General features: G+C 74.9%; 1 protein-coding gene and 1 pseudogene. Both read left to right on the top strand.

The window, feature by feature from the left end; all coding sequences use genetic code 11:
• Positions 1–655 precede the first annotated feature (655 nt).
• Positions 656–1,648, top strand: a complete 993-nt coding sequence (locus OP18_RS62850) for a beta-ketoacyl reductase (RefSeq protein WP_425388714.1) — start codon at positions 656–658, stop codon at positions 1,646–1,648.
• Positions 1,606–2,055 (top strand): annotated as a pseudogene (locus tag OP18_RS62855) (acyl carrier protein); the annotation flags it as partial. The gene OP18_RS62850 and the pseudogene OP18_RS62855, both read left to right, overlap by 43 nt.

A 2,055-nucleotide genomic window follows, 5' to 3' on the forward strand; every position in this document is an offset into this window, starting at 1 on the left:
CCCACCAGTTATCCCGATTGCCACCACCTCCACCGGCGACGTGACGCAACCGGGTTACTGGTTGGACCAGTTGCGGGGCACGGTGCGGTTCGCCGACGCTGTCGAGGCGCTCCGGGCCAAGGGCGTGACGAAGTTCTTGGAGGTCGGTCCGGACGGGGTGCTGTCCGCGCTGGTCGACGGCATCCCCGCGATGCGCAAGGGACGCGACGAACCCACCACCCTGATGACCGCCGTCGCCCGGGCTCACGTCGACGGCTGGTCCCCGGACTGGACCGCGATCCTGGCCGGCGGGCGCCGCGTGGACCTGCCCACCTACCCGTTCGACCGGCAGCGGTACTGGCCAACGGTCCGCCACGCCATCCAGCCCGACGCCGAGTTCTGGGCCGCCGTCGACTCCGGCGACCTCGACACGCTCCGCGCGTGGCGTCACCGCAGGTCCACTGTGGACCGTTGGCTGTACCGCGAGGAGTGGACGCCGCTGCCGGCCCGCCCCGTGACCCTGACCGGCACCTGGCTCGTCCTCGGGGACCGATCCGAAGCCGTCGCAGCGGCACTGACCGCCGCCGGCGCGACAGTGGTCGGCGAAGACCGGCCGGGGGAGGCGCCCTTCGCCGGCGTGGTCGCACTGCCCGCCGACGCCGCCGAAGCACTCACGATGGCACAGACCGTCGACGCGCCTCTGTGGTGCGTCACCCGCGGCGCGGCCACCGACCCCGCCCAGCGTGCGGTCTGGGGCCTGGGCCGGGTCGTGGCCCTGGAGCACCCGGACCGGTGGGGTGGCCTGATCGACCTCGCCGACGGCGACCGGGACCTGCCGCTGCTGCCGGCCGTGCTCTCCGGCACCGAGGACCAGGTGGCGATCCGCGGCGGCGTCGCCCACGCCCGCCGCCTGACTCGGACCACCGCCGACAGGCAAGGCTGGCGTCCCTCAGGCACCGTGCTGGTCACCGGCGGCACCGGCGCCCTCGGCACACACGTCGCGAAGTGGCTCGCCGCCCAGGGCGCGTCGAGGATCGTGCTGGTCAGCCGGCGCGGCCCGGACGCCGTCACCCTCGACGTCCCAGGCGTCGAGGTCGTGGCCGGCGACATCACCGATCGGGCAACGGTGACCCGGCTGGTCGCGGAGTACACACCGAACGCGGTCATCCACGCCGCCGGCATCCTCGACGACGGCACCGTGGACGCGTTGACCCCGGAACGAGTCGCCGCCGTGATGGCGGCGAAGGTCGACGGTGCCCGCCACCTGGACGCCGCCACCCGCCACCTGCCGCTGGACGCGTTCATCCTGTTCTCCTCGTTCGCCGGCTCCGTCGGCTCGGCGGGCCAGGCGAACTACGCCGCCGCCAACGCCGCCCTCGACGCCATCGCCGAGCAGCGCCGCGCCGAAGGGCTGCCCGCCGTATCCATCGCCTGGGGCAGCTGGGCCGGCGACGGGATGGCCGGGGACCTCGGCGACCGGCACCGCCGCGGCGGCGTCCGCCCCATGCACCCCGCCACCGCCGTCACCGCACTGGGTCGCGTCACCGGCAACGCCAACCGACGCTGCTCGACCTCGTCCGGGACCGCGCCGCCGCCGTCCTCGGCCACGCCGGCACCGGCGCCATCGGCACCGACGAGGCGTTCCGCGACCTCGGGTTCGACTCGCTGACCGCCGTCGAGTTCCGCAACGCGATCGGCGCCGCCACCGGTCTCAGCCTGCCCGCCACGCTGGTCTTCGACTACCCGACCCCGCAGGTCCTCGCCGGGCACCTCCTGGAGACCCTGCTCGGCGCCCCGGCGGCCGTGCCGGGGACCGGCCGGGGCGGGATCAGCGACGAGCCGATCGCGGTCGTCGCCATGGCCGGCCGGTTCCCCGGCGGCGCCACCTCCCCGGAGGCACTTTGGGAGCTGCTCGTCGAGGGCCGCGACGCGATGGGGGAGTTCCCGACCGACCGCGGCTGGGACCTCGGCACCCTGTTCGACCCCGACCCGGACCGGACCGGCACGTCGTACACCCGCACCGGCGGCTTCCTGCCCGGCGTCGCCGACTTCGACGCCGCGTTCTTCGGCATCTCG

The organism is Dactylosporangium aurantiacum, from assembly GCF_000716715.1.
GTDB classification, from domain to species: domain Bacteria; phylum Actinomycetota; class Actinomycetes; order Mycobacteriales; family Micromonosporaceae; genus Dactylosporangium; species Dactylosporangium aurantiacum.